General features: G+C 54.5%; 24 protein-coding genes. 8 read left to right on the top strand and 16 right to left on the bottom strand.

Annotated features, from left to right (window positions below; genetic code table 11):
- Positions 1–164 precede the first annotated feature (164 nt).
- Positions 165–2300 carry an anaerobic ribonucleoside-triphosphate reductase gene (nrdD, locus tag VGM55_RS03035; RefSeq protein ID WP_154188412.1) on the top strand — a complete coding sequence of 712 codons (2136 nt, stop codon included), beginning with the start codon at positions 165–167 and terminating at the stop codon, positions 2298–2300.
- Between the two features lie 188 nt (positions 2301–2488).
- A complete protein-coding gene (gene nrdG, locus VGM55_RS03040; protein WP_331634558.1) occupies positions 2489–2953 on the top strand; it encodes an anaerobic ribonucleoside-triphosphate reductase-activating protein in 465 nt (154 codons plus the stop codon).
- Between the two features lie 30 nt (positions 2954–2983).
- Here nrdG and VGM55_RS03045 read toward each other — a convergent pair whose 3' ends face one another.
- A complete protein-coding gene (locus VGM55_RS03045) occupies positions 2984–3337 on the bottom strand; it encodes a winged helix-turn-helix transcriptional regulator (protein ID WP_154188410.1) in 354 nt (117 codons plus the stop codon).
- A gap of 120 nt (positions 3338–3457) precedes the next feature.
- Between VGM55_RS03045 and VGM55_RS03050 the strand changes: the two genes are divergently transcribed.
- Positions 3458–3988, top strand: a complete 531-nt coding sequence (locus VGM55_RS03050) for an NAD(P)H-dependent oxidoreductase (protein WP_154188409.1) — start codon at positions 3458–3460, stop codon at positions 3986–3988.
- A gap of 118 nt (positions 3989–4106) precedes the next feature.
- On the opposite strand, the gene VGM55_RS03055 is transcribed toward VGM55_RS03050, so the two are convergent.
- Positions 4107–5150, bottom strand: a complete 1044-nt coding sequence (locus tag VGM55_RS03055) for a permease (protein ID WP_331634559.1) — start codon at positions 5148–5150, stop codon at positions 4107–4109.
- Between the two features lie 77 nt (positions 5151–5227).
- Complete coding sequence (locus tag VGM55_RS03060; RefSeq protein ID WP_154188407.1) at positions 5228–5881, bottom strand: NAD(P)H-binding protein; 654 nt, start codon at positions 5879–5881, stop codon at positions 5228–5230.
- 83 nt (positions 5882–5964) lie between these two features.
- Here VGM55_RS03060 and VGM55_RS03065 point away from each other — a divergent pair, with 83 nt between their 5' ends.
- Entirely contained in the window at positions 5965–6483 is a 519-nt protein-coding gene (locus VGM55_RS03065; RefSeq protein WP_154188406.1) for a type 1 glutamine amidotransferase domain-containing protein, read from the top strand.
- Here the strand turns inward: VGM55_RS03065 and VGM55_RS03070 are convergent.
- Entirely contained in the window at positions 6480–6908 is a 429-nt protein-coding gene (locus VGM55_RS03070; protein ID WP_154188405.1) for a YhbP family protein, read from the bottom strand. The genes VGM55_RS03065 and VGM55_RS03070 overlap by 4 nt on opposite strands.
- 53 nt (positions 6909–6961) lie before the next feature.
- Here VGM55_RS03070 and VGM55_RS03075 point away from each other — a divergent pair, with 53 nt between their 5' ends.
- Positions 6962–7255 carry a GIY-YIG nuclease family protein gene (locus VGM55_RS03075; protein ID WP_154188404.1) on the top strand — a complete coding sequence of 98 codons (294 nt, stop codon included), beginning with the start codon at positions 6962–6964 and terminating at the stop codon, positions 7253–7255.
- Here VGM55_RS03075 and VGM55_RS03080 read toward each other — a convergent pair.
- Both VGM55_RS03080 and ubiT read right to left on the bottom strand, forming a co-directional pair.
- Positions 7252–7755 carry an N-acetyltransferase gene (locus tag VGM55_RS03080; RefSeq protein WP_331634561.1) on the bottom strand — a complete coding sequence of 168 codons (504 nt, stop codon included), beginning with the start codon at positions 7753–7755 and terminating at the stop codon, positions 7252–7254. The two genes, VGM55_RS03075 and VGM55_RS03080, sit on opposite strands and share 4 nt — an antisense overlap.
- Positions 7749–8273, bottom strand: coding sequence for a ubiquinone anaerobic biosynthesis accessory factor UbiT (ubiT, locus tag VGM55_RS03085; protein ID WP_331634562.1), 525 nt, complete (start codon positions 8271–8273; stop codon positions 7749–7751). The genes VGM55_RS03080 and ubiT overlap by 7 nt, the downstream gene beginning before the upstream one ends.
- Before the next feature lie 255 nt (positions 8274–8528).
- On the opposite strand from ubiT, the gene ubiU reads away from it, so the two are divergent.
- The 3 genes from ubiU to VGM55_RS03100 all read left to right on the top strand — a co-directional run bounded on the left by ubiU (position 8529) and on the right by VGM55_RS03100 (position 11562).
- Positions 8529–9524 (top strand): ubiquinone anaerobic biosynthesis protein UbiU, encoded by a 996-nt coding sequence (gene ubiU, locus VGM55_RS03090; protein WP_331634563.1) that lies wholly within the window; start codon positions 8529–8531, stop codon positions 9522–9524.
- A gap of 8 nt (positions 9525–9532) precedes the next feature.
- Positions 9533–10411 (top strand): U32 family peptidase, encoded by an 879-nt coding sequence (locus tag VGM55_RS03095; protein ID WP_414648187.1) that lies wholly within the window; start codon positions 9533–9535, stop codon positions 10409–10411.
- A 143-nt stretch (positions 10412–10554) separates the two neighbouring features.
- Positions 10555–11562: a luciferase-like monooxygenase gene (locus VGM55_RS03100; protein ID WP_154188400.1), complete on the top strand. Its 1008-nt coding sequence runs from the start codon at positions 10555–10557 to the stop codon at positions 11560–11562.
- 42 nt (positions 11563–11604) lie between these two features.
- On the opposite strand, the gene mtr is transcribed toward VGM55_RS03100, so the two are convergent.
- The 10 genes from mtr to nusA form a co-directional block, all read right to left on the bottom strand.
- Positions 11605–12849 carry a tryptophan permease gene (gene mtr / locus VGM55_RS03105; RefSeq protein ID WP_331634565.1) on the bottom strand — a complete coding sequence of 415 codons (1245 nt, stop codon included), beginning with the start codon at positions 12847–12849 and terminating at the stop codon, positions 11605–11607.
- Positions 12850–13003: 154 nt separating this feature from the next.
- Complete coding sequence (locus VGM55_RS03110; RefSeq protein ID WP_331634596.1) at positions 13004–14935, bottom strand: DEAD/DEAH family ATP-dependent RNA helicase; 1932 nt, start codon at positions 14933–14935, stop codon at positions 13004–13006.
- Positions 14928–15005: a protein YrbN gene (yrbN, locus tag VGM55_RS03115; RefSeq protein ID WP_099458804.1), complete on the bottom strand. Its 78-nt coding sequence runs from the start codon at positions 15003–15005 to the stop codon at positions 14928–14930. Before yrbN ends, VGM55_RS03110 begins: the two co-directional genes overlap by 8 nt.
- A 110-nt stretch (positions 15006–15115) precedes the next feature.
- Positions 15116–16000 carry a lipoprotein NlpI gene (gene nlpI / locus VGM55_RS03120; RefSeq protein ID WP_154188398.1) on the bottom strand — a complete coding sequence of 295 codons (885 nt, stop codon included), beginning with the start codon at positions 15998–16000 and terminating at the stop codon, positions 15116–15118.
- 117 nt (positions 16001–16117) lie between these two features.
- On the bottom strand, positions 16118–18247 hold the full coding sequence (gene pnp / locus VGM55_RS03125; RefSeq protein ID WP_154188397.1) for a polyribonucleotide nucleotidyltransferase: 2130 nt from the start codon (positions 18245–18247) through the stop codon (positions 16118–16120).
- Positions 18248–18494: 247 nt separating this feature from the next.
- Positions 18495–18764, bottom strand: a complete 270-nt coding sequence (gene rpsO, locus VGM55_RS03130) for a 30S ribosomal protein S15 (protein WP_002434239.1) — start codon at positions 18762–18764, stop codon at positions 18495–18497.
- A gap of 154 nt (positions 18765–18918) precedes the next feature.
- Positions 18919–19863 (bottom strand): tRNA pseudouridine(55) synthase TruB, encoded by a 945-nt coding sequence (truB, locus tag VGM55_RS03135; protein ID WP_331634566.1) that lies wholly within the window; start codon positions 19861–19863, stop codon positions 18919–18921.
- Positions 19863–20264, bottom strand: a complete 402-nt coding sequence (gene rbfA, locus VGM55_RS03140; protein ID WP_038478520.1) for a 30S ribosome-binding factor RbfA — start codon at positions 20262–20264, stop codon at positions 19863–19865. The genes truB and rbfA overlap by 1 nt, the downstream gene beginning before the upstream one ends.
- A gap of 65 nt (positions 20265–20329) precedes the next feature.
- The gene (gene infB / locus VGM55_RS03145) at positions 20330–23020 is read right to left on the bottom strand and encodes a translation initiation factor IF-2 (RefSeq protein ID WP_331634567.1); all 2691 of its coding nucleotides are present in this window, start codon (positions 23018–23020) and stop codon (positions 20330–20332) included.
- Positions 23021–23044: 24 nt separating this feature from the next.
- Positions 23045–24532, bottom strand: coding sequence for a transcription termination factor NusA (nusA, locus tag VGM55_RS03150; RefSeq protein WP_038478514.1), 1488 nt, complete (start codon positions 24530–24532; stop codon positions 23045–23047).
- Between the last annotated feature and the right edge of the window lie 12 nt (positions 24533–24544).

Genomic DNA, 24544 nt, shown 5'->3' on the forward strand with positions numbered 1-24544 from the left:
TGTATCTATCGACTAATATAGCTACAGCACCTCAGGGATAAATCTGGGGATTATCTGTGGATAAACAGGGCCGCACTTCGGGAAGTCTATGGCAGGACAAATAGCTACGCGCTCCCGGAGCCTCCCATCCTTTGTGGATAACCTTTTATAAAAATGGAGAGACAATGACACCGCATGTGATGAAAAGAGACGGGTGCAAAGTACCTTTCACTTCAGAGCGCATCAGAGAAGCTATTCTGCGTGCAGCTAAAGCAGCGGGAGTCGATGACGCGGACTATTGCGCCACCGTCGCAGATATTGTCAGTCAGCAGATGGCAGGCCGCAGCCAGGTAGACATCGGTGAGATCCAGGTCGCCGTGGAAAACCAGCTCATGGTCGGTAACTACAAGCAGCTGGCGCGCGCCTACATTGAGTACCGCCATGACCGCGATATTGAGCGCGAGAAGCGTGGCCGCCTGAACCAGGAAATTCGCGGCCTGGTTGAGCAAACTAACTCCGCCCTGCTTAACGAGAACGCCAACAAAGACAGCAAGGTGATCCCAACCCAGCGAGATCTGCTGGCCGGGATCGTCGCCAAGCACTATGCCAAGCAGCACCTGCTGCCGCGTGACGTCGTGCTGGCACACGAGCGCGGTGATATCCACTATCACGATCTCGATTATTCTCCGTTCTTCCCAATGTTTAACTGCATGCTTATCGATTTGAAAGGCATGCTGACCCACGGCTTCAAAATGGGTAACGCCGAGATTGAACCTCCGAAGTCTATCTCTACGGCAACGGCGGTAACGGCGCAGATAATTGCCCAGGTTGCCAGCCACATTTACGGCGGCACCACCATCAACCGCATCGACGAAGTGCTGGCGCCGTTTGTGACCGAAAGCTTTAACAAGCACCGTAAGATTGCCGAAGAGTGGCAAATCCCGAATGCTGAGGAATATGCACATTCCCGCACCGAGAAAGAGTGCTACGACGCTTTCCAGTCCCTTGAATATGAAGTGAATACGCTGCATACCGCCAACGGGCAAACGCCGTTTGTTACCTTTGGTTTTGGCCTCGGCACCAGTTGGGAATCACGCCTGATCCAGACGTCTATCCTGCGCAACCGCATCGCCGGGCTGGGCAAAAACCGCAAAACTGCGGTGTTCCCAAAACTGGTCTTTGCAATCCGTGACGGCCTGAACCATAAGTTTGGTGATGCCAACTACGACATCAAACAGCTGGCGCTGGAATGTGCGTCCAAGCGCATGTATCCGGACATTCTTAACTACGACCAGGTTGTGAAAGTGACCGGCTCGTTTAAAACGCCAATGGGCTGCCGCAGCTTCCTGGGCGTGTACGAAGAAAACGGCGAGCAAATCCACGACGGGCGTAACAACCTGGGCGTAATAAGCCTGAACCTGCCGCGCATTGCGCTGGAAGCCAAAGGGGATGAGGCTACTTTCTGGAAACTGCTGGACGATCGTTTACAGCTGGCGCGCAAAGCGCTGATGACCCGCATTGCCCGTCTGGAAGGCGTCAAAGCTCGCGTGGCCCCTATCCTCTATATGGAAGGCGCCTGCGGCGTCCGCCTGAAGGCCGACGACGACGTGTCTGAGATCTTTAAAAACGGCCGCGCGTCGATTTCGCTGGGCTATATCGGCATTCATGAAACGGTTAACGCCCTCTTCGGTAACCAGCACGTTTACGACAGCGAAGCCCTGCGCGAGAAAGCCGTTACTATCGTGGCTCGCCTGCGCGAAGCCACCGACAGCTGGAAAGAAGAAACCGGCTACGGCTTTAGCCTCTACAGCACGCCGAGTGAAAACCTGTGCGACCGCTTCTGCCGCCTTGATACCGCAGAATTCGGCGTCGTGCCTGGCGTGACCGACAAAGGCTACTACACCAATAGCTTCCACCTCGACGTGGAGAAAAAGGTGAACCCTTACGACAAAATCGACTTTGAGGCACCGTACCCACCGCTGGCTAACGGCGGCTTCATTTGCTACGGCGAATACCCGAACATTCAGCACAACCTGCGGGCGCTGGAAGATGTATGGGATTACAGCTATCAGCATGTGCCTTATTACGGTACCAACACGCCAATCGATGAATGCTACGAGTGTGGCTTTACCGGCGAATTCGAGTGCACCAGCAAGGGCTTTACCTGCCCGAAATGTGGCAACCATGACGCCGCACGCGTATCGGTTACCCGCCGCGTATGTGGCTACCTCGGCAGCCCGGACGCGCGTCCGTTCAACGCCGGCAAGCAGGAAGAAGTTAAGCGTCGCGTTAAGCACCTGGGTAACGGGCAGATCGGTTAACGATTTCAGTTTTAACCTTTAACGCTGCCAAATCTTTGGGATAAAGCTAACTTTCAGTAAGTTTTTCGCAAAGCAATTGACGTCAAAACAAGGCGGCAAAAGAAGGAATCCCCGGGAGCTTACATAAGTAAGTGACCGGGGTGAGTGAGAGCAGCCAACACAGTTATGACGTTAATTGGGACGCGAAAATGAATTATCATCAATACTATCCCGTCGACATCGTCAACGGCCCCGGCACTCGCTGCACGCTGTTTGTCTCAGGCTGCGTGCATGAATGCCCCGGCTGCTACAACAAGAGCACCTGGCGCGTGAACTCAGGTCTGCCGTTCACCCCAGAAATGGCCGACCGCATTATTGCCGACCTCAACGATACCCGCGTTAAGCGCCAGGGAATTTCGCTTTCGGGCGGTGACCCGCTGCACCCACAAAATGTGCCGGAGATTCTTAAACTGGTGCAGCGCGTACGCGCCGAATGCCCCGGCAAGGATATCTGGGTCTGGACGGGATATAAGATTGACGAACTGAACGCAGCCCAGCAGGAAGTGGTTGGGTTGATTAGCGTGCTGGTCGACGGCAAGTTTGTTCAGGATTTAAAAGATCCGGCGCTTATCTGGCGCGGCAGCAGCAACCAGGTCGTTCATCACCTGCGTTAAAACCGGCTTCCCGCCAACCCGCGGGAGGCCTCACTTCAGCCCATCATGGCGATGCACATTTCCCCATTCACACATCATATCCAGCACCGGGATCAGCGACTTACCTCGCTCTGAAAGGCTGTACTCCACCTTGGGCGGGATCTGCGGATATTCATTACGGATAATCAGCCCGTCGTTTTCCAGCTCTTTCAGCGTCAGGCTCAGGGTCCGGAATGAGATAGTACCGATGCAGCGCTTCAGCTCGTTGAAACGAATCACCGGTTTATGCTCCGCCAGCGCGTAGAGAATGATCATTTTATATTTCCCATTGACCAGCGACAGCGTATAGGCAAAACCCGTATCGCCCATAAATGCGCAGGAATCCGCTGCGATCTCTTCGCTCATGACACTATCCTTTTGTATAGTACATATCAACAATGACAGTATTGTACTTTAATTTAAAGCTGCCTATGATGCAAACATCAAATAAGCGCTTACGGTCAACCACCTCATAAGGAATTAGACATGAAAACCTTAATTGTTGTTATTCACCCCAATGTCAATGAGTCAAAAATCAATAAGCGCTGGGTAAGTGAAATAGAAAAACACCCGGAGCTATATACCGTGCATAATCTTTATCAGAATTATAAAGAGGGCGTTATCGATGTTGAAAGAGAGCAGAAGCTTATTGAGCAACACGATAAAATTATTCTGCAGTTCCCGCTGTACTGGTTTAACTGCCCTCCGCTGCTAAAACAGTGGCTGGACGAAGTCTTTACCTATGGCTGGGCCTACGGTTCCACCAGTGGGCACAAGCTCAGAGGCCGTAAATTTGCGCTGGCGGTTAGTGCCGGAATTAAGGAAGAGGATTTTTCGCGCGACGGGCGTTACCACCATTCGCTACAGGAAATACTTCTGCCCTTTGAAATGACGGCGAAATATGTCGAAGCGGATTATCAGCCATTCTATGCTTTTTACGGTGCCGAATATGAAGTCTCGGCCCAACAGCTGGAAAACAGCGCCAAAGGCTATATTGATTACCTGCAGTCCTTTTAATATTTAGCATCCACCTCCGAAGCAGTGATTCCCTCAATAATATTGAGCAGGATTTCTTCGCCATTAAAAAGCCACGCTATTGCGTGGCTTTTATTAATCAGAGGGCTGGCAAATAATATTAAACAAGCGCCAGGCTACCGACAATCACGCCGCTTAGCACCACCAGGCCGCCGGTGAGCCACAGGGCTTTAGCCGGGAAAGCGTTATGCAGCATAATCAACGACGGCAGGCTGACCGCCGGGAGCGTAATCAATAGCGCCAATGCAGGAGCCGTGCCCATTCCCGCCAGCATCATGGTTTGGACGACAGGAATTTCTGCCGCCGTCGGGATCACAAACAGACAGCCAACAATCGCCATGGCAATAACCCAGAACAGCGTATTGCCCACGGCACCCTCGGCATGAGGGAACAGCCAAACGCGCGCGGCGCCCAGTACCAGCACGGCAAGGACATAGACAGGGATCGTGCTCCAGAATAGCTGCCACAGCGCTTTTCCCCAGCGAGACAGGAAAGTGCCTGCGTCTGCCGGGTAGCTGGCGGCAGGTACAGGCTCAATCTTTTGCGGTTTATCTTTGACCCAGCGCTGCACCAGCCAGGCAACGCCAAGTACCGTCGCAAGGCCAGCGACTAACCGCACCAGCGTAAACTGCCAGCCAAGGACAAACCCCATAAAGACCAGCGTCGCGGGGTTAAGCAGCGGGTTGCCCATCCAGAAAGCCAACGCTCCCCCCATAGAAACAGACTGACGACGCATGCCTGCCGTCACCGGCGCAGCGCAGCAGGTACACATCATGCCGGGGAGGGAAAACAGCGTGCCAAAGAGCGTCCCTCTGAAACGCTGCTGCCCCAGAGTGCGCAGTAGCCAGTCGCGGGGAATAAGCACCTGCACCAGCGATCCCAGGATAACGCCCAGCACCGCCGCTTTCCAGACGGCCAGGAAATAGACCATCGCATAATCCAGCGCGGCTTTGAGCGGATTCGCGTCAGCCTGAGCAATGATGGATTTGCCGATACTGTGGGTTTCCGCGGCGGTAAATGCTTTGCCGTAGTAGGGCTGCCACTTCACGTACCATAGCCCGGCTATCACCACCAGGAAAAACAGCGCGGGCTTCCACCACGGAAAAGTACGCACTCCCGGGGCGGAAGAGGAAGAAAGAGACATAGTCGTTTCCCTGAGATTGATTAGCGAGATAAGTATTTATGGCGCCATATTATGCGCGGCAGGCGCAATGGGAAAGATTAAACACCAGAAGAGTGTGCGGCTAATTCACGCAGCTGACCTGAGTCGAGAATCATCACCCCCTCCCGCGCCGGATTGAATGCTTCAGAAAGCAGGGCTTTTGCCACATCCATCGACTCAATGGCCTTTAGCTTACCGGGCAGCATTTTGAAAATCGGCGCCATCAGCGTTTCATTTAACCGCCTGGTGTGGCGATCCCCCAGCAGCATTGAGGGACGAGCCAGGGTCAGACGCGGCCAACTCTGCGCTATCAGCGCGTCTTCCATTTCCCCCTTAACGCGGTTGTAGAAGAACGGCGAGCGGCTGTTAGCCCCCAGAGCGCTTACCACCAGCATCTGCTTTGCCCCCAGTCGCAGGCCGGCAAGGGCGGTGTCCACCACCAGCGTGTAATCCACAAGGATAAAGGCTTCTTTACTGCCCGCATCGCGTAGCGTCGTTCCCAGGCAGCAAAAGACGATATCAACCGGTTCTGTGACCTGGGCAAGCGCATCGGAAAGCTGCGGGTCATGAGGATTAACCACCTTGCTCAACGCAACCGGCAGTGGGCGGCGACTCGGGGCCACAATGGCGCTGATACGGGGATCCTGGTTAAGCAGTCGCAGCAAATCGCCGCCAACAAGCCCCGTGGCGCCGGTGATTAAGATTCGACTCATAATGCCTCCTGTTCACGCTGAGCGCTTGCAATGTCAGCATGGTAGTCCAGGCTTAATGGTGTCACAAACATAACGGAGGAAAGATGAGCAAGAAAATTGCAGTTCTGATTACCGACGAGTTTGAGGACTCTGAATTCACCTCACCGGCTGAGGCGTTTCGCCAGGCCGGGCACCAGGTGATCACTATCGAGAAGCAGGCCGGGAAAACGGTGACCGGCAAACAAGGCGAAGCCAAAGTGAAGATCGACAAGGGTATCGACGAAGTCCGCCCTGCCGACTTTGATGCCCTGTTGCTCCCTGGAGGTCATTCCCCTGACGCCCTACGAGGCGATGACCGATTTGTCAGTTTCACCCGCGATTTTGTTAACACCGGAAAACCCGTGTTTGCCATTTGCCATGGCCCACAATTGCTGATCAGCGCGGACGTGATACGCGGTAGAAAGCTCACTGCGGTAAAACCTATCGTCGTTGATGTGAAAAATGCCGGTGCGGATTTTTACGATCGTGAAGTCGTCGTCGATGGACACCAGTTAGTCACCAGCAGAACGCCTGACGATCTCCCGGCGTTTAATCGTGAAGCATTGATTCTGCTGGGCCGTTAGGCTTCCCGCAGCCAGTGCAGTTTCTTCCCAAAACCGAGCGTGTTGTCGGTCATTTTCAGCTCATCGAGCCGAATTTCCCACATTGGGGCCGACATCACCTTCGCAATCGGGAAGCGCTTTAAATAACGGCTACGGTAGTGGGCCACTTCTTCTGCCGCCAACAGGCGGATCTCTCCGCGAAACTGCACGCCACGAATAAGCGCAACGGTTTTTGGCTGGCCATTTATCGTGCCGGCAACCGGCGCTTGCTCGCCAATCAGCTCACCATGGCGCGAAGTGGTTTCGCTCAGCAAATAGAACGCCACCCGCTCGGCATCGAAGATATAAAAAGCATTCGCACACCAAAGCGAGTCCCCGCTGCCCACGCAGTAGCTCAGAACATGTTGTTTTGTCAGCCAGCGGCTGATGGCATTGAGTGATTCCATCGTCATCCTGAACAGTGATACTCTGCGACAAATGCTAATTATGCGCCCGCACTATGACTTCCTGGTATCTCTATTTAATTCGCTGCACCGATAACCGGCTTTATACCGGCATTACGACCAATGTGGAGCGCCGTTTTGCCCAGCATCAGGCCGGGAAAGGGGCTAAAGCTCTGCGTGGAAAAGGGCAGCTTGCTTTGGCTTTTAGCCAGGCAGTTGGCGATCGTTCGCTGGCGCTACGTGCCGAATACAGGATTAAGCAGTTGAGCAAGGCCGAGAAAGAACGGCTGGTCGGAGGAAAGGTCTCCCTTGAAGACCTGCTGGCATGCCTTCAAGGGGAAGCCCGCTAAACGCGATTGAAGTGGTCAGAATACTCAACCAGACCGCTTACGCCATTCAGAGCGTCGTCTGCCAGAGGATGCACCTGGAATGCAGCTTCGGTGCCCGACCAACGGCAGTGCAGGTCGTAACGGGCCGCAGGCTGGAAGCCAAGATGGCCGTACATCTCCGGCGAGCCCAGCGTCACTACCGCAGCGTAGCCAAACTCATTCAGAGAATCCAGCCCCTCATATACCAGCTGTTTGGCAATGCCCTGACCGCGAACGGATTCGTCCACCGCCAGCGGAGCAAGACCCACCCACTGCAGTTCTTCACCCTCGACGGCGACCGGGCTAAAGGCGACGTAGCCAATCACCTGTCCCTCATCATCGGTTGCAACGAGACCCAGCGTTAACAGCCCATCTTCCCGCAGCGCTCTGACCAGCTCAGCTTCGCCATCGCCTTCAAAAGCGCGGCGTAACAGCGCGTCGATGCCAGGAGCATCAATGGGGATCTCTACACGAATTAACATGGCTCACCTATCGAATTACCTTCAGGGGCGGCGTTATGTTTCAAACCCGCCTCAACAAAATCAGCCAGCTGTAGCAGCAGGATGCGCAGCGGTTTAGGCATGGCATCCAGCTCAATGGCATCCATTAGATTCTTCACATATAACCCGAGTTCCGTGTCGCCTTCAATGACCAGGCGGCGCTGGAAAAACAACGTATCCGGGTCCTGCTTGCGAGCGGCGATCAGCAACAGGTCATTGGCCTCAGCGCTAAAGCTCACGTCTGCTGACGCATCGTCGCACACCAGCAGCTTATTGTCCTCAACGGAAGTAAACCACTTTAGCCCAAGGTCACGCACTTCAATACTTAGCCAGCGACCTTCAAGAAAGTCGAGCTCCCCGTCCTGCAGCGCCTGACGGAACTGCCAGCCAAGCACCTGCTCCAGTACCTGACGCTTAACGGCAAAAGGGGTTAATCTGACCGGAACCCGCAGCAATGAAGGACCAGCCTGAACCAGGCGAGAACGCAGTTTATCGAACACGGGTTTTGACTCCTTTAAAAAATTTGCCGTTATTTTGCCATAACGACAATTCCCGATGACGCGCCAAATCAACAATTCCGCAGGTTGCCGCACGGCTATATTGGCGGTGTGCCCTCTAAGCAATACGCCTTTCTCTGCCTCAAATCAAAAATTGTCGCCGACAGGTTAACTAAAATCCCGGTTCGTTAACAATTTGCTGCCCGTCCCTGTGCAGCGCGGGCATTTATTCGTGCCCCCTATGATTCAGGATAAATTATGGAGTTGCTTTGCCCGGCCGGAAACCTTCCGGCGTTGAAAGCGGCCATCGATAACGGTGCAGATGCGGTGTACATCGGCCTGAAAGATGATACCAACGCGCGTCATTTTGCCGGCCTTAACTTCACCGAGAAAAAGCTGCAGGAAGCCGTCAGCTACGTGCATCAACGCCGCCGTAAGCTGCATATTGCCATCAATACTTTCGCTCATCCGGACGGCTACGTGCGCTGGCAGCGGGCGGTTGATATGGCCGCGCAGCTTGGGGCCGATGCGCTGATCCTGGCGGATTTGGCCATGCTGGAGTATGCCGCTGAGCGCTATCCACACATTGAGCGCCATGTGTCGGTCCAGGCTTCGGCCACTAATGAAGAAGCGATCCGTTTTTATCATCGCCACTTTGACGTTGCCCGTGTGGTGTTGCCGCGCGTGCTCTCTATTCATCAGGTTAAACAGCTCGCTCGCGTCACGCCGGTGCCGCTGGAGGTATTTGCCTTCGGCAGCCTGTGCATTATGGCCGAAGGGCGTTGCTATCTCTCGTCTTACCTCACCGGCGAGTCGCCGAATACCGTGGGTGCCTGCTCCCCCGCCCGCTTTGTGCGCTGGCAACAGACGCCGCAGGGGCTGGAATCTCGCCTCAACGACGTGCTGATCGATCGCTATAAGGACGGCGAAAACGCCGGGTATCCAACGCTTTGCAAAGGGCGTTACCTGGTGGACGACCGTCCCTACCATGCGCTGGAAGAGCCGACCAGCCTTAACACGCTTGAGCTGCTGCCGGACCTACTGGCCGCCAATATTGCCTCGGTAAAAATCGAAGGGCGCCAGCGCAGCCCGGCCTACGTGACTCAGGTCGCTAAGGTCTGGCGTCAGGCCATCGATCGCTGCATGGCCGATCCTCAAGGCTACCAGGCACAGCCTGCCTGGATGGAAGCGCTGGGCTCCATGGCCGAAGGCACGCAAACGACTCTCGGTGCCTATCACCGTAAATGGCAGTAGGAAAAAGCATGAAATATTCATTAGGGCCAGTGCTTTACTACTGGCCAAAAGAGACGCTGGAAAAATTTTATCAGGCGGCAGCAGAAAGCCGTGCCGATATTATCTACCTGGGAGAAGCGGTCTGCAGTAAACGCCGGGCAACCAAAGTCGGTGACTGGCTGGATATGGCCAAAATGCTCGCGGGGCAAGGCAAACAGGTTGTGCTCTCTACGCTGGCGCTGGTGCAGGCGCCTTCCGAGCTGAACGAGCTGAAACGCTACGTGGAAAATGGCGACTTTCTGATTGAGGCCAACGACATCGGCAGCGTGAATATGGCCGCCGAGCGCAAACTGCCGTTCGTCGCCGGGCACGCGCTCAACTGCTATAACGCCGTCACGCTGCGCCTGCTGCACAAGCAGGGCATGATGCGCTGGTGTATGCCGGTTGAACTCTCACGGGACTGGCTGACCAATATGCTTACCCAGTGCGAAGAACTCGGTATTCGCGATAAGTTCGAAGTGGAAGTACTGAGCTACGGCCATTTGCCGCTGGCTTATTCCGCACGCTGCTTTACCGCACGCTCAGAAGATCGCGCCAAGGACGAATGCGAAACCTGCTGCATTAACTATCCGAACGGCCGGGACATGCGCTCTCAGGAGCAGCAGCAGGTCTTCGTGCTTAACGGTATTCAGACCATGAGCGGCTATGTGTATAACCTCGGCAATGAGCTGACGTCGATGAAAGGGCTGGTAGATATCGTTCGCCTGTCACCAATGGGTCCGGGGACGCTGGATATTCTGAACGCCTTCCGCGCCAATGAAAACGGCATCGCACCACTGCCGCTGACCAACCACAGCGACTGCAACGGCTACTGGCGACGCGTTGCCGGGCTGGAGCTGCAGGCCTGATAATAGCTCACTTTGTTAACAAGTCTGGTCATTCTTTAATGCACTATTAAAGGTGCAGCTTTTCTGGCCGGCGCGGTATTCCTGCGCCAGGCTGGAAGAAGACCTTCAATCTGATGACTACGCTGTAATAAAAGTGAGCGGTTATGACTGACAAAAACATTGCTTTCTCGGTGCTCGATCTTGCGCCGATCCCTCAAGGCTCCTCGGCCCAGGCAGCCTTTTCCCACTCTCTGGATCTCGCCCGGCTGGCTGAAAAGCGCGGCTATCACCGCTACTGGCTCGCGGAGCACCATAATATGGTCGGCATCGCCAGCGCGGCAACGTCGGTGCTGATTGGTTACCTGGCGGCAAACACCACGACGCTGCACTTAGGTTCCGGCGGTGTGATGCTGCCTAACCACTCACCGCTGGTCATTGCCGAGCAGTTCGGTACCCTGAACGCACTCTATCCGGGGCGTATTGACCTTGGGCTTGGCCGCGCGCCGGGCAGCGACCAGCCCACCATGCGAGCGCTGCGACGCCATATGAGCGGCGACGTTGATAACTTCCCCCGGGATGTCGCGGAGCTGGTTGACTGGTTCGATGCCCGCGACCCAAATCCACACGTTCGCCCCGTTCCGGGCTATGGGGAAAAGGTCCCGGTATGGCTGCTAGGCTCCAGCCTGTACAGCGCTCAGCTGGCGGCGCAGCTTGGTTTGCCGTTTGCTTTTGCCTCGCACTTTGCCCCTGACATGCTGTTCCGGGCGCTACAGCTGTACCGCGAGAACTTCAAGCCGTCCGAGCGGCTGGCAAAACCTTACGCGATGGTGTGCATCAATATCGTGGCAGCAGACAGTACCCGGGACGCGGAGTTTCTGTTTACTTCCATGCAGCAGGCGTTTGTTCGACTGCGCCGCGGAGAAACCGGACAGCTACCGCCGCCGGTGGAGAATATGCATCAACTTTGGTCTGCTTCAGAACAGTATGGCGTCCAGCAGGCGCTGAGCATGTCTCTGGTGGGGGATAAAGCGAAGGTGCGCCACGGCCTTGAGTCCATCCTGCGTGAAACCGAAGCGGATGAAATTATGGTTAACGGGCAGATTTTCGATCATCAGGCTCGTTTGCATTCGTTTGATTTGGCGATGCAGGTTAAAGAAGAGCTTTTAGGTTAGCGTTGTATCAGGCCCTTTCAGTCTGAAAGGGCCCATTCATCTTTACTTATAAACCGGCAGCACATCGAAGGTAGAAAGGATGTGGACCAGCGCGTTGCCCACGCCAAAGACCAGAATCAGGGCAATCATTGGTTTACCGCCCCAGACACGAAATTTAGGGCTGCCAAAACGCTTACGGGAAGCCCTGGCGAGCAGCGCGGGGACAATCGCCGCCCAAATAGTCGCCGCCAGCCCCGCGTAGCCAATCGCATACAGGAAGCCGTTCGGCCACAGCAGGCCGCCGACAATCGGCGGGGCGAAAGTCAGCAGCGCCGTTTTCAAACGCCCCAGTGCGGAATCGTCGAAACCAAACAGATCCGCCAGGTAATCGAACAGCCCCAGCGTGACGCCGAGGAAAGAGCTCGCTACCGCAAAGTTTGAGAACACCACCAGCAGCAAGTCGAGGCTCCGGCTGTTGAGCACGCCGCTCAGCGCCTGAACCAGCACGTCAATGTTACCGCCCTTCTCCGCGATGCCGATGAACTCCGGACGAGGGATATTCCCCATCGTCCCCAGCAACCAGATAGCGTACAGCACCAGCGCCATCAGCGTGCCGTACACCAGGCAGCGAATGATGGTGCGTGGATCTTTGCCGTAATACTTCATCAGGCTCGGTACGTTGCCGTGATAGCCAAAAGAGGCCAGGCAGAACGGCAGCGTCATCAGCAGGTATGGCGTATAAGAAGCATTGCTTTCCGCCACGTTAAACAGTGTAACTGGCGTCACGTGTCCAAGCAGGCTGCCGAAGGTCAGGAAGAAAGTGATGACCTTCGCGCCCAGGACAATCGCCGTCATACGGCTCACCGCTTTGGTGCTCAGCCAGACGATAAATGCCACAACCAGCGCAAAGACCAGCCCCGCCAGGCGAGCCGGTACATCGAGCGATAGCTCCGAAAACGTGTGATGCAGAATAGAGCCGCTGGCCGAGATGTAGGCATAGGTCAGGATATAAAGCACAAAGGCAATCGACAGGCCGTTTATTGCATTCCAGCCTTTACCGAGCAGGTCTTTGGTGATGGTGTCGAAGCTGGAGCCAATGCGGTAGTTAAGGTTCGCCTCCAGGATCATTAATCCGGAATGCAGCATGCAAAACCAGGTGAACACCAGCGCGGCCAGCGACCAAAAGAACCAGGCACCCGACATCACCACGGGTAACGAAAACATCCCTGCGCCAATGATGGTTCCACCGATAATCATTACACCGCCTAGTAACGAAGGCCTGGTGCCGGTGGAGGTTAACGTTGTCATATCGGATCCCTGAAAAACTGAGCACGACGAAATTGTCTTATGTGGTTCATTGTACCAGTACATGAGTACAAAAGGGATAAAAAAAAGCCCCGATTGCGATAACCGGGGCTTTTATCACTGCCGTTTAAAAATAATACGGCAGATTATAGGTCAATTATGCATCACCGAAGCGACGACGTGCGGTTGCGGCACCGTCTTCACGACGCGGGCCACGGCCACCTTCACGGCGCTCACCGCTGAAGCTACGGCCAGCCCCGGCACCGGCGCCTTCACGACGTGGACCACGACCGCCTTCACGACGTTCGCCGCCGAAACCACGACCACCTTCACGGCCAGGACCGCCACGGCGTTCACCGCTGCGCTCTGGACGAGGCTGCGCATCACCCAGCAGCTGCATATTCATCGGCTTGTTCAGAATACGCGTGCGGGTAAAGTGCTGCAGAACCTCACCCGGCATGCCTTTCGGCAGCTCGATGGTGGAGTGGGTCCCGAACAGCTTGATGTTACCGATGTAACGGCTGCTGATATCACCTTCGTTAGCGATAGCGCCAACGATGTGACGAACTTCAACGCCATCATCACGGCCCACTTCAATACGGTACAGTTCCATATCGCCTGCATCGCGACGCTCGCGACGTGGACGATCTTCACCACCGCGCTCTGGACGGTCGCCACGAGGGCCACGGTCATTACGGTCGCCGCGACGTTCGAAACGATCGTCACGCTCTTTGAATTCGCGACGTGGGCGCATTGGTGCATCTGGCGGCAGAATCAGTGGGCGCTCACCCTGAGCCATTTTCAGCAGGGCTGCAGCCAGCGTTTCGATATCCAGCTCTTCTTCAGCAGAAGGCTGAATTTTTGCCAGCAGACCACGGTACTGATCCAGATCGCTGCTTTCCAGCTGCTGCTGGACTTTAGCGGCGAATTTAGCCAGACGACGTTCGCCCAGCAGATCTGCGTTTGGCAGCTCTACTTCAGGGATAGTCAGCTTCATGGTGCGCTCGATGTTGCGCAGCAGACGGCGTTCACGGTTCTCAACGAACAGCAGCGCACGACCAGCACGACCAGCACGACCGGTACGACCGATACGGTGAACGTAAGACTCGGAGTCCATCGGGATGTCGTAGTTAACAACCAGGCTGATACGCTCAACGTCCAGGCCACGGGCCGCAACGTCGGTCGCGATCAGGATGTCCAGACGACCATCTTTCAGGCGCTCCAGGGTCTGCTCACGCAGCGCCTGGTTCATGTCACCGTTCAGCGCGGCGCTGTTATAACCGCTGCGCTCCAGCGCTTCAGCCACTTCCAGGGTCGCGTTTTTGGTGCGCACGAAGATGATAGCTGCATCAAAGTCTTCCGCTTCCAGGAAACGAACCAGTGCTTCGTTTTTGCGCATGCCGTAAACAGACCAGAAGCTCTGGCTGATGTCAGGACGAGTGGTGACGCTGGACTGAATGCGCACTTCCTGAGGATCTTTCATGAAGCGACGGGTAATGCGACGGATAGCTTCCGGCATGGTAGCGGAGAACAGCGCGGTCTGATGTTCAGCCGGGATCTGCGCCATGATGGTTTCAACGTCTTCGATGAAGCCCATACGCAGCATCTCATCCGCTTCATCCAGTACCAGACCTTTCAGGCCGGACAGGTTCAGCGTACCGCGCTTCAGGTGGTCAAGCAGACGCCCTGGGGTACCGACAACAATCTGTGGTCCCTGACGCAGAGCGCGCAGCTGCACGTCATAACGCTGGCCGCCGTAAAGGGCAACAACGTTCACACCGTGCATATGTTTAGAGAAATCCGTCATGGCTTCAGCAACCTGAACCGCCAGTTCGCGGGTCGGCGCCAGCACCAGAATCTGCGGTGCTTTCAGCTCAGGATCGAGGTTGTTCAGCAGCGGCAGGGAGAACGCTGCAGTTTTACCGCTACCGGTCTGGGCCATACCCAGAACGTCACGGCCATTCAGCAGATGTGGGATACACTCTGCCTGGATTGGTGATGGCTTTTCGTAGCCCAGGTCGTTAAGAGCCTGAATGATGGAGGCATGCAGCCCCAGATCAGAAAAAGTGGTTTCGATGATATCAGTCATGTAGTACATGTGCCTCATTGATGGCGGCCAGTCTACGTAACTCATCGTGAAATTGATCTGCAATTTTCATTGAAAAGTGTGAACCGGCTCAAATTTGATTGATTAACGAACAAAAACGCCCTCACCCGCGAAGGTGATGACTTTAGTTAAAAAGTGTATGGGACGATCGTTGTTCGTCAGCTATTGCTGGTCCGATTCTGCCAGGTCATCTTGCTCCTGGCCCAAGAGCGCTAATTCCAACAATGCATAACGATGCTCAACGTAGTTGTGTACGTTGTTAGCAACCGCTAACTTGAACAGTGCCTTAGCGCTGTCCTTATCCCCCAGACTTAGGTAGTACTTACCTAAATAGAAGTTGGTTTCACTGAGATGCTCAGCGAGCGAGGTGTTATCCGTTGCGTCCGCCTTGAGGCGTTCCATTAGCTCTTTTTCGCTAATGTTGCCCAGGTAGAACTCGACAATGTTCCATCCCCATTGTTCTTTATCCGATTTCTCGAGACGCTGTTGTAGCGCCACTTTGGCCTGTTTTTCGTCCAGATTGCGTTCAGCAATATAGAGCCACAGGCTACGGAAAGGATCGTTGGGATCGTCTTGATAAAACGCCAGCAGATCATCTTGCGCTAAACGATAACGGCCACCGTAATAGAGGGCGATACCGCGATTTAAGTGCGCGTAGTTGTAAGTTGGATCAAGCTCAAGTACAGAATCAAACGCTTCATAGGCAGCATCAAAATTGCCTGCCTGCGTTAAATAAATGCCTAAGTAATTGAATACTTCAGGCATATCGGGACGGATGGCCAGCGCTTGTGAAAAATCATTCCGCGCCAAAGCCCTCAGACCGAGACTATCATACAACACTCCGCGCTCATATAAAAGCTGTGCGCGTTCGTCATCGGTTAAAGCCCGACTGGCAAGTATTTGTTCCATGCGTGCCAGAATCACTTCCTGTTGCAGCGTAGGCTGCAGTGGCACCGCTAATACTTCGTTCTTACGCCAGGCAGAGTTGCTGCATCCGGCCAGCGTGATAGCTGTCGCAACGAAACACCAGCGCAAAAAAGGCTTCATTTCCTACTCCCGAACACAACAAATGGATGAACGTCCTGTCCCCCGGCTGCAAACGAGACATCCTGTCCCGTAACAAACAGCTCTCCATGTCACCATGGAGAGCTTAATTGGCAAACCTTACTCAGCTTCTGGCGCAGCCGGTGCTGCATCTTCTGCTGGAGACTGCTCGGTTGCTTCTTTAATGCTTAAACGGACGCGGCCCTGACGGTCAACTTCCAGTACTTTCACCGGAACTTCCTGACCCATCTGCAGGTAATCAGTCACTTTCTCTACGCGCTTGTCAGCGATTTGAGAGATGTGAACCAGACCTTCTTTACCACCACCGATGGCAACAAACGCACCGAAATCAACGATACGAGTGACCTTACCGTTATAGATACGGCCCACTTCGATTTCAGCGGTGATCTCTTCGATACGGCGGATAGCGTGTTTCGCTTTATCACCGTCGGTCGCTGCGATTTTCACGGTACCGTCATCTTCGATTTCGATTGTGGTGCCGGTTTCTTCGGTCAGCGCACGAATCACAGCCCCGCCCTTACCGATCACGTCTTTGATCTTGTCTGGGTTGATTTTGATGGTGTGAATACGTGGAGCAAATTCAGAAATGTCGCCACGCGGTGCATCAATAGCCTGTTCCATCACGCCCAGAATGTGCAGACGCGCACCCTTAGCCTGGTTCAGAGCCTCCTGCATGATTTCGCGGGTGATGCCTTCGATTTTGATATCCATCTGCAGCGCAGAGATACCTTCGCGGCTACCGGCAACTTTAAAGTCCATATCGCCCAGGTGATCTTCGTCACCCAGAATATCGGACAGAACAACAAAGTTGTCGCCTTCTTTCACCAGGCCCATCGCGATACCCGCCACGGCGGCTTTGATCGGCACACCAGCGTCCATCAGTGCCAGAGAAGCACCACACACGGAAGCCATGGAAGAAGAACCGTTAGATTCAGTGATTTCAGAAACCACACGAACGGTGTACGGGAATTTATCAGCTTCTGGCATAACGGCCAGCACACCACGTTTCGCCAGACGACCGTGACCAATTTCACGACGCTTAGGCGAACCCACCATCCCGGTCTCACCCACGGAGTACGGAGGGAAGTTGTAGTGGAACAGGAAGCTGTCAGTACGCTCGCCCATCAGCTCATCCAGATTCTGCGCATCACGTGCGGTACCCAGAGTCGCGGTAACCAGCGCCTGAGTTTCGCCACGGGTGAACAGCGCAGAACCGTGAGTACGCGGCAGAACGCCAGTACGCACGTCCAGACCACGAATCATGTCTTTTTCACGGCCATCGATGCGCAGTTCGCCTGCCAGAATACGGCTACGAACAACGTTTTTCTCGATAGCGTGCAAAATGTCAGACAGTTCGCCAGCATCCAGAGATTCGTCTTCTGCGGTCAGGGTTGCAATAACGTCCGCTTTGATGACGTCAACCTGAGCATAACGTTGTTGTTTCTCAGTGATGCGGTAAGCATCGCTCAGGCGGGATTCTGCCAGTGCAGCAACGCGAGCGTTCAGCGCTTCGTTTACTGCTTCTGGCTGCCAGTCCCAGCGCGGTTTGCCAGCTTCAGCAACCAGTGCGTTGATTTCCTTGATAACAATCTGCTGCTGATCGTGACCGAAGACTACGGCGCCCAGCATCTGGTCTTCGCTCAGCAGTTCAGCTTCGGATTCAACCATCAGTACTGCGCTTTCGGTACCGGCAACAACCAGGTCCAGCTTGCTGGTTTTCAGCTCTTCAGCGGTCGGGTTCAGCACATACTGGTCATTGATGTAACCCACGCGAGCGGAACCGATTGGGCCGTTGAACGGAATACCGGACAGGCTCAGCGCAGCAGATGCGCCAATCATGGCAACGATATCAGGGTGTACCTGTGGGTTTACGGAAACAACGGTCGCAATAACCTGCACTTCGTTGACGAAACCTTCCGGGAACAGCGGGCGAACCGGGCGGTCAATCAGACGCGCGATCAGGGTTTCGCCTTCGCTTGGACGGCCTTCACGACGGAAGAAGCTACCTGGGATACGGCCAGCAGCGTAGGTACGCTCCTGGTAGTTAACGGTCAGCGGGAAGAAGTCCTGGCCTGGTTTGGCTTTTTTCTGGCCCACAACGGTAACGAATACCGCGGTGTCATCCATGCTTACCATCACAGCAGCGGTAGCCTGGCGAGCCATCATGCCGGTCTCAAGCGTGACCGTATGCTGACCATACTGGAATTTACGAACGATCGGATTTAGCAAGATAAGATCCTTTAAAATGACGGGCAGCACGTGGCTTCACGCGCCGCCGTTGGTACCAGATCTTCATCACATCCTCGCGACTAATGACAACCCTAACCCGTCCCTACGGGTAAAGCCTCTCATTAGCCGCGCGAACCTCTGCAATAAAGATCACACTCAGCAACAATACATTAGTTTCCATAGAATTGCTGCCGTCTGGTTGAAAAAAGGGGCCCTTACAGGCCCCTTTTTCTGAAACTCGCAAGAACTAGCGACGCAGACCCAGACGCTCGATCAGGCTGGTGTAACGTGCTACATCTTTACGCTTCAGGTAGTCGAGCAGTTTACGACGCTGAGAAACCATACGCAGCAGACCACGACGGCTGTGGTGATCTTTTTTGTGCTCTGCAAAGTGACCCTGCAGGTGGTTAATCTGTGCAGTCAGCAGTGCAACCTGAACTTCGGTAGAACCGCTGTCGTTAGTACCACGACCAAACTCGGAAACGATTTTAGCTTTAGCTTCAACGCTTAGAGACATTTTCAACTCCAACATTATAGATAAATAAACAGGGTGCCGATCTCTAATTCAGCAACCCCAGTGCACGACTGAACCCGTTGTTAAACAATCGGCCAGTCGTTAAGCCGCGCTATTTTACCTGTAGCGCTCTTTTACCGCAAGATAGCGGCAAAAGTCAGACGGGATATTCGACGACCAGACGGCGCGGAGCAACCCGGCCCTCGTCATCGATTATCCCCATACCGATAAATTTCTGCTCTTCGCCTTCGGTAACGCGCACCAGGCCTTCAGCCTGAACACCCGCAGCGCGTACCGGATTGCCGTTTTTAAAATAAACGGCAACCTCTGGCAGCAAGTTCACCAGCGGGAAATCTGAGGCGGGGCTGTCCATTGGCATCAGCAGCGGATCCAACAGTTCTGCAGGCTCGACCTCCTGCCGGTGTGCCTGCTCGACCAGCTCATTAAGCTGTTCCAGAGTGACCATGCGCTCAATCGGATATTTACTTACCGCCAGGCGATGCAGGAAAATAACATGCGCGCCGCAGCCAAGTTTTTCACCGAGATCGTCAACGATCGTACGGATGTACGTTCCCTTAGAACAGTGAACCTCCAGCTCCAGTTCATCCCCTTCATGGCGAATAAACAGCAGTTCATACACCGTGATTGGGCGAGCTTCACGTTCAACCTCAATACCCGCGCGCGCATATTCGTACAGGGGCTTGCCCTGATGCTTGAGCGCAGAATACATCGATGGAACCTGCTCGGTGTCCCCGCGGAAAGTCTCCAGCGCGGCAGCAAGCTGTCCGGCGCTAAAGTTAACCGGGCGTTCCTGAACGACAATGCCGTCGGCATCAGAAGTGTCGGTACGCTGCCCAAGTTTAGCAATCACGCGATAACGCTTGTCGGAGTCCAGCAGATATTGGGAGAACTTCGTTGCTTCACCGAGGCAGATTGGCAACATCCCGGTCGCCAGCGGATCCAGCGCACCGGTATGGCCCGCGCGATTCGCGTTATAAAGGCGCTTTACTTTTTGTAGTGCATCGTTGGAAGAGAGCCCCTGAGGCTTGTCCAGCAACAGTACACCATGAATATCACGACCACGACGACGAGGACGACTCATCAATCCTCCTTGCTGTCGTCCGTATTCACGCGACGCTCGTCATCATGACGGATGACATTGGAAACCAGGTTAGACATGCGCATCCCTTCAACCAGCGAGTTATCGTAGAAGAAGGTCAGCTCCGGCACGATGCGCAAACGCATTGCCTTACCAACCAAAGTGCGGATATAGCCAGACGCGTCCTGCAGAACTTTGATGCCTTCTTTGATGGCTTCTTCGTCTTTATCGTTCAGGAACGTTACGAAAACTTTGGCATAGGCCAGGTCACGGGAGATTTCAACACCGGAGACGGTGGTCATCATACCCAGACGCGGGTCTTTAATTTCACGCTGCAGGATAATGGCAATTTCTTTCTGCAATTCCTGAGAAACGCGCTGCGAGCGACCAAATTCTTTCGCCATAATAATTTCTCCAGACAAAACGGGGGGCACACGGCCCCCCTAAGATAGTTGATGCGGTATAGCTATCAGGAGATGGTACGCTTGATCTCGATAATTTCGAAGACTTCGATCATATCGCCCACGCGCACGTCGTTGTAGTTCTTAACGCCGATACCACATTCCATACCGTTACGGACTTCGTTAGCATCATCTTTAAAGCGACGCAGGGATTCCAGCTCGCCTTCATAGATAACTACGTTGTCGCGCAGTACGCGGATTGGGTTATGACGTTTGACCACACCCTCGGTGACCATACAACCTGCGATGGCACCAAACTTCGGTGATTTAAACACATCGCGAACTTCGGCCAGGCCGAGGATCTGCTGTTTCAGCTCAGGAGACAGCATGCCGCTCATCGCCGCTTTTACTTCATCAATCAGATGATAGATGACGGAGTAGTAGCGCAGATCCAGGCTTTCCGCTTCAATCACGCGGCGCGCAGAAGCGTCGGCACGGACGTTGAAGCCTACCAGGATGGCGTTGGATGCTGCTGCCAGCGTAGCGTCAGTCTCGGTGATCCCGCCCACGCCGGAACCGATGATTTTAACTTTAACTTCATCGGTAGACAGTTTCAGCAGGGAGTCGCTGATCGCTTCCACAGAACCCTGAACGTCGGCTTTCAGCACGATGTTCACTTCGGACACTTCGCCTTCAGTCATGTTGGCGAACATGTTTTCCAGTTTGGATTTCTGCTGACGAGCCAGTTTCACTTCGCGGAATTTACCCTGACGATACAGAGCAACTTCACGGGCTTTCTTCTCGTCACGAACAACGGTCACTTCGTCACCCGCGGCAGGTACGCCGGACAGGCCAAGGATCTCAACAGGGATAGAAGGACCCGCTTCGGTCACTTCACGGCCCATCTCGTCACGCATCGCACGCACGCGGCCATACTCGAAGCCACACAGTACGATATCGCCCTTGTTCAGGGTACCTTCACGCACCAGAACGGTAGCAACCGGACCGCGACCTTTATCCAGGAAGGATTCGATAACCACGCCGCTTGCCATGCCTTTACGTACGGCTTTCAGTTCCAGAACTTCAGCCTGCAGCAGGATAGCGTCCAGCAGGTCGTCGATACCGGTACCGGCTTTAGCAGAAACGTGGATGAACTGGCTTTCGCCGCCCCACTCTTCCGGCATGATGCCGTACTGGGACAGTTCCTGCTTAACGCGATCCGGGTCTGCTTCTGGTTTATCGATTTTGTTCACTGCGACTACTACCGGTACCTGCGCCGCTTTCGCGTGCTGGATAGCTTCGATAGTTTGTGGCATCACGCCATCGTCAGCCGCAACAACCAGAACAACGATATCCGTCGCCTGAGCACCACGAGCACGCATGGAAGTAAACGCTGCGTGACCCGGGGTATCCAGGAAGGTCACCATGCCGTTGTCAGTTTCTACGTGGTAAGCACCGATGTGCTGGGTAATACCACCCGCTTCACCGGAGGCAACCTTAGTAGAACGAATGTAGTCCAGCAGGGAGGTTTTACCGTGGTCAACGTGGCCCATGATGGTCACAACCGGAGCACGAGTTTCGGTTGCAGCGCCGGTATCACGGTCGCTCATTACCGCCTCTTCCAGCTCGTTTTCACGACGCAGGATAACCTTGTGACCCATTTCCTCAGCAACCAGCTGGGCGGTTTCCTGATCGATGACCTGGTTAATGGTTGCCATTGTGCCCAGTTTCATCATCGCTTTGATGACCTGAGAGCCTTTAACAGCCATTTTGTTAGCCAGTTCAGCAACGGTAACGGTTTCACCGATCACAACATCACGGTTAACCGCCTGTGCAGGCTTGGTGAAGCCCTGCTGCAGGCTGCTTGGCTTACGCTTGCCTTTACCACCGCGAACGGCTGCACGAGCCTCTTCACGGTCAGCTTTAGATTCGCCGTGTTTGCCGCCTGCCTTTTTCTGGCGAGGAGCTTTAGCCGTTGTAGTACGAGCGCGACCACGCCCGCCTTCTACTTCACGGTCGTTTTCGTCTTCAGCCTGGCGGGCATGCTGAGAAGTGGTGACATGGTAGTCAGACTTGTCGTCTTCCACTTTCTCTTGTTCGGCCCACACGCCTGCGTTAGCTTCAGCCATTTTACGGGCTTCTTCCGCTACGCGACGTGCTTCTTCTTCGAGTTTGCGACGAGCTTCTTCTTCCGCTTTGCGCTTCAGCTCTGCAGCTTCAGCTTCACGGCGGGCTTTATCGGCCTGGGCAGTTTTCGTCATATCGTCAGTTTGTTGATTGCTCACTTTGTCTTTTTCCGCAGCTTCACGTTTCGCTTTATCAGCGGCTTCGCGCTTAGCTTGTTCTTCAGCATCACGCTTAGCTTTTTCTTGTGCCGCACGTTTGGCAGTTTCCTCTGCCTCACGCTGGGCTTGCTCTTCCGCTTCACGCTGCGCCTGTTCTTCCGCGGCAAGGCGTTCAGCCTCTTGCGGATCACGTTTCACAAAGGTGCGCTTCTTGCGGACTTCGATTTGTACCGATTTACTTTTCCCACCGGTACCTGGAATGTTTAAAGTACTGCGCGTTTTGCGCTGTAAAGTCAACTTGTCTGGGCCTGAGCCATGTTCACGGTTCAGGTGGGCCAGCAGCGTTTGTTTCTCTTGCGCCGAAACGGAGTCATCAGCAGACTTCGGGATCCCTGCATCAGCAAATTGCTGTACCAGGCGGTCCACGGAGGTCTGAATCTCTGCGGCCAGCGCTTTTACGGTTACATCTGTCATGCTGTTCCTTCCTGCTACAGTTTATTACGCTTCGCCGCCAAACCAGCAAATGTTACGCGCTGCCATAATCAGTTCACCGGCTTTCTCATCCGTTAAACCTTCGATATCAGACAGGTCGTCAACACCTTGCTCGGCAAGGTCTTCCAGCGAGCTAACACCACGAGCAGCCAGTTTAAAGGCCAGCGTGCGATCCATCCCTTCGAGGTTCAGCAGATCCTCGGCTGGTTTCTTATCGCCAAGGCTCTCTTCTTGTGCCAGAGCCAGTGTGGTGAGCGCGTTTTTAGCGCGATCGCGTAATGCTTCCACGGTGTCTTCATCAAGGCCGTCGATTTCCAGCAGCTCTTTCATTGGCACATAGGCCAACTCTTCAAGCGTGGAGAAACCTTCTTCGACCAACACGGTGGCAAAATCCTCGTCAATGTCGAGGTACTTGGTAAAGGTATCAATAGCCGCATGCGCTTCAGCCTGATGTTTAGCCTGCAGGTCATCAACGGTCATGACGTTGAGTTCCCAGCCGCTCAGCTGTGATGCCAGGCGAACGTTCTGACCGTTACGGCCGATGGCCTGTGCCAGGTTGCCTGCCTCTACCGCGATATCCATCGTATGTTTGTCTTCGTCGACAACGATGGATGCTACGTCAGCCGGTGCCATTGCGTTGATAACAAACTGCGCCGGGTTGTCGTCCCACAGCACGATATCAATACGCTCACCGCCTAACTCTGTAGAAACCGCCTGAACGCGTGCACCACGCATACCAACGCATGCCCCGACCGGGTCGATACGCTTGTCGTTAGTTTTCACAGCGATTTTGGCGCGAGAGCCAGGATCGCGTGCAGCGGCTTTAATCTCGATAACTTCTTCACCGATTTCCGGCACTTCAATGCGGAACAGTTCGATCAGCATTTCAGGTTTGGAGCGACTAACGAACAGTTGCGCACCGCGAGCTTCAGGACGTACTGCGTACAGCACGCCGCGAATGCGGTCGCCCGGACGGAAGTTTTCGCGCGGCAGCATATCTTCACGCAGAATCACGGCTTCAGCATTGCTGCCGAGATCCAGAGCGATGTTGTCACGGTTAACTTTTTTCACCACGCCGGTGATAATCTCACCTTCGTGCTCACGGAACTGATCGACCACCATCGCACGCTCGGCTTCGCGAACTTTCTGCACGATAACCTGCTTGGCGGTTTGGGTGGTGATACGGTCAAAGGTCACGGATTCAATCTGATCTTCAACGTATTCACCAACCGTGAAGGCCGGATCTTCGAACTGAGCCGCTTCCAACGTGATTTCACGCGTCGGTTGGGTCACCTCTTCAACGATAACCCAACGGCGGAAGGTATCGAAATCACCGCTTTTGCGGTCGATTTCAACGCGCACGTCAATTTCTTGCTCGTATTTTTTCTTGGTCGCCGTTGCCAGCGCACTTTCCAGCGCTTCGAAAATTTTCTCACGCGGCAGCGATTTTTCGTTGGAAACTGCTTCAACAACAGCCAAAATTTCTTTGTTCATCCTGGGTTTTCA

The sequence above is a fragment of the Cedecea sp. genome (assembly GCF_036500665.1).
Classification (GTDB): domain Bacteria; phylum Pseudomonadota; class Gammaproteobacteria; order Enterobacterales; family Enterobacteriaceae; genus Cedecea.

Excerpts from the sequence above, each read along its gene's own strand:
- ubiU (WP_331634563.1), top strand. The coding sequence starts at position 8,529 with ATGGAGTTGCTTTGCCCGGCCGGAAACCTTCCGGCGTTGAAAGCGGCC.
- rpsO (WP_002434239.1), bottom strand. The coding sequence starts at position 18,764 with ATGTCTCTAAGCGTTGAAGCTAAAGCTAAAATCGTTTCCGAGTTTGGT.
- VGM55_RS03060 (WP_154188407.1), bottom strand. The coding sequence starts at position 5,881 with ATGAGTCGAATCTTAATCACCGGCGCCACGGGGCTTGTTGGCGGCGAT.
- mtr (WP_331634565.1), bottom strand. The coding sequence starts at position 12,849 with ATGACAACGTTAACCTCCACCGGCACCAGGCCTTCGTTACTAGGCGGT.
- nrdG (WP_331634558.1), top strand. The coding sequence starts at position 2,489 with ATGAATTATCATCAATACTATCCCGTCGACATCGTCAACGGCCCCGGC.
- VGM55_RS03110 (WP_331634596.1), bottom strand. The coding sequence starts at position 14,935 with ATGACTGATATCATCGAAACCACTTTTTCTGATCTGGGGCTGCATGCC.
- VGM55_RS03100 (WP_154188400.1), top strand. The coding sequence starts at position 10,555 with ATGACTGACAAAAACATTGCTTTCTCGGTGCTCGATCTTGCGCCGATC.
- VGM55_RS03055 (WP_331634559.1), bottom strand. The coding sequence starts at position 5,150 with ATGTCTCTTTCTTCCTCTTCCGCCCCGGGAGTGCGTACTTTTCCGTGG.
- nrdD (WP_154188412.1), top strand. The coding sequence starts at position 165 with ATGACACCGCATGTGATGAAAAGAGACGGGTGCAAAGTACCTTTCACT.
- VGM55_RS03050 (WP_154188409.1), top strand. The coding sequence starts at position 3,458 with ATGAAAACCTTAATTGTTGTTATTCACCCCAATGTCAATGAGTCAAAA.
- infB (WP_331634567.1), bottom strand. The coding sequence starts at position 23,020 with ATGACAGATGTAACCGTAAAAGCGCTGGCCGCAGAGATTCAGACCTCC.
- rbfA (WP_038478520.1), bottom strand. The coding sequence starts at position 20,264 with ATGGCGAAAGAATTTGGTCGCTCGCAGCGCGTTTCTCAGGAATTGCAG.
- VGM55_RS03045 (WP_154188410.1), bottom strand. The coding sequence starts at position 3,337 with ATGAGCGAAGAGATCGCAGCGGATTCCTGCGCATTTATGGGCGATACG.
- nlpI (WP_154188398.1), bottom strand. The coding sequence starts at position 16,000 with ATGAAGCCTTTTTTGCGCTGGTGTTTCGTTGCGACAGCTATCACGCTG.
- VGM55_RS03095 (WP_414648187.1), top strand. The coding sequence starts at position 9,533 with ATGAAATATTCATTAGGGCCAGTGCTTTACTACTGGCCAAAAGAGACG.
- nusA (WP_038478514.1), bottom strand. The coding sequence starts at position 24,532 with ATGAACAAAGAAATTTTGGCTGTTGTTGAAGCAGTTTCCAACGAAAAA.
- VGM55_RS03070 (WP_154188405.1), bottom strand. The coding sequence starts at position 6,908 with ATGGAATCACTCAATGCCATCAGCCGCTGGCTGACAAAACAACATGTT.
- yrbN (WP_099458804.1), bottom strand. The coding sequence starts at position 15,005 with ATGAAAATTGCAGATCAATTTCACGATGAGTTACGTAGACTGGCCGCC.
- truB (WP_331634566.1), bottom strand. The coding sequence starts at position 19,863 with ATGAGTCGTCCTCGTCGTCGTGGTCGTGATATTCATGGTGTACTGTTG.
- VGM55_RS03080 (WP_331634561.1), bottom strand. The coding sequence starts at position 7,755 with ATGTTAATTCGTGTAGAGATCCCCATTGATGCTCCTGGCATCGACGCG.
- VGM55_RS03075 (WP_154188404.1), top strand. The coding sequence starts at position 6,962 with ATGACTTCCTGGTATCTCTATTTAATTCGCTGCACCGATAACCGGCTT.
- VGM55_RS03065 (WP_154188406.1), top strand. The coding sequence starts at position 5,965 with ATGAGCAAGAAAATTGCAGTTCTGATTACCGACGAGTTTGAGGACTCT.